Source organism: Mesorhizobium sp. M7A.F.Ca.CA.004.06.1.1, assembly GCF_003999135.1.
Lineage (GTDB): Bacteria > Pseudomonadota > Alphaproteobacteria > Rhizobiales > Rhizobiaceae > Mesorhizobium.
In genome coordinates this window covers 1-1,835 of sequence record NZ_RZPQ01000965.1, presented here as the reverse complement: position 1 = coordinate 1,835, position 1,835 = coordinate 1, and the positions used below count along the sequence as shown (strand labels likewise).

Sequence of the window (1,835 nt, the reverse complement as noted above, 5' to 3'; positions counted from 1 at the left end):
ATTGTGAACGTTACCAACGATGCGTGGTTCGGCGACACGCCGGGTCCGTATCAGCATTTCAGGCAGGCCCAGATCCGCGCGGTGGAAAATGGATTGCCATTGGTACGTGCTGCCAACAACGGCATCTCGGCCGTCGTCGATCCGCGCGGGCGCATCGTCGATGCGCTTGCGATCGACGCACGCGGCGCCATCGATGCCCACATACCGATTTCCGGACAGGCGCTCATATCTCCCGGCCAACGGCGCATTAACGGAATGCTGATCATGTTGCTGTTTGCCGTTGGGGCAGCGCTGTTGAACGTAAGGCAAAGGCTACGGGTGAATTGACAGCCAACACATTAGAAACTCATACTGTAAGTGCCTGAAAATTTCTCGAAGCCGGTGGATCGTTCTGTTGGGGCAGTTGCCTCCGGCTTTGTTTGGGCAAGAAAAAATAGAGAAAGCCGAAAAAATTCGGCGAGGAAAAAATGACAGAAGACAACAAGAAGAAACCGAATCCGATCGACATCCATGTTGGCAGTCGCATCCGGCTTCGCCGCAACATGCTGGGAATGAGCCAGGAAAAGCTGGGAGAAAACCTCGGCATCACATTTCAACAGATTCAGAAATATGAAAAAGGCACCAACCGCGTCGGCGCCAGCCGATTGCAGGCGATAGCGTCCATACTCGGCGTGCCGGTCGCCTTCTTTTTCGAGGATGCGCCCGGCCAGGAGCCCGTGGCGGGCCGTGGATTTGCCGAGGACGCGTCGATGGCTTTCGCTGTCGAATTCTGCGGCAGCCCTGAAGGCCTTCAGCTCAACCGGGCCTTTGTCAAGATCGCTGATGCCAAGGTGCGCCGCAGGATTATAGACCTGGTCAAGTCCCTCTCCGCCGACGATCCCGACTGATCCTCAATCACGCCAGCACCGGCGGCGTCTTGCCGCCGGTGGCACAAGATAACTGCATCGACATTCATGCCAGAGCCGAAGCACCGCTTGACGAGCGGCGCTTCGCCCCGCTAACACGTGGCGCGCCAAAATCGGCAGCCTGCCGATCGTTTTTCAAGAGGGGACACCCGTGACGCGGCAGAACTACTTCTTTACCTCGGAATCCGTTGCCGAGGGCCATCCCGACAAAGTCTGTGACCGGATTTCCGACGAGATCGTCGATCTGGTGTATCGCGAAGCCAAGAAGACCGGCATGGACCCGTGGAAAGTCCGTGTCGCCTGCGAGACGCTGGCCACCACCAACCGTGTCGTCATCGCCGGCGAAGTGCGTGTTCCCGACACGCTGCTCAAGAGGGACAAGGCGGGCAATATTCTCAAGGATGCCGCTGGGCATTCGGTCGTCAATCCGGCCAAGTTCAAGTCGGTCGCCCGCAAGGCGATCCGCGAAATCGGCTACGAGCAGGCCGGCTTTCACTGGAAAACCGCGAAGATCGAGGTTCTGCTGCACGGCCAGTCGCCTGACATCGGCCAGGGCGTCGACAATGCCTCCGACCGTCAGGGCGAAGAGGGTGCCGGCGACCAGGGCATCATGTTCGGCTACGCCTGCCGCGAGACGCCGGATCTGATGCCGGCGCCGATCTACTACAGCCACAAGATACTCGAATTGCTGGCGGCCGCCCGCCACGAGGGCAGCGGTGAAGCCGGCAGGCTCGGACCGGATGCCAAGAGCCAGGTCACCGTTCGCTATGTCGACGGCAAGGCCGCCGAGGCGACGCAGATCGTGCTGTCCACGCAGCATCTCGATGCGAGCTGGGATTCGAAGAAGGTCCGCAAGGTCGTCGAACCCTATATCCGGGAGGCGCTGGGCGAGCTGAAGATCGCCGACAACTGCATGTGGTACATCAATCC

At 59.6% G+C, this 1,835-nt stretch carries 3 protein-coding genes; all 3 read left to right on the top strand.

The genetic code is table 11. From position 1 onward, the window contains the following. A partial coding sequence (locus EN906_RS32730) for a nitrilase-related carbon-nitrogen hydrolase (RefSeq protein WP_281060472.1) occupies positions 1-327 on the top strand: 327 nt, incomplete at its 5' end. Between the two features lie 140 nt (positions 328-467). Next, entirely contained in the window at positions 468-887 is a 420-nt protein-coding gene (locus EN906_RS32725) for a helix-turn-helix domain-containing protein (protein WP_013527901.1), read from the top strand. A gap of 169 nt (positions 888-1,056) precedes the next feature. After that, a partial coding sequence (locus EN906_RS32720) for an S-adenosylmethionine synthetase N-terminal domain-containing protein (protein WP_281060471.1) occupies positions 1,057-1,835 on the top strand: 779 nt, incomplete at its 3' end.

What these genes read in the sequence shown, in the direction of transcription:
- EN906_RS32725 (WP_013527901.1), top strand. Translation starts at nt 468, where the DNA reads ATGACAGAAGACAACAAGAAGAAACCGAATCCGATCGACATCCATGTT.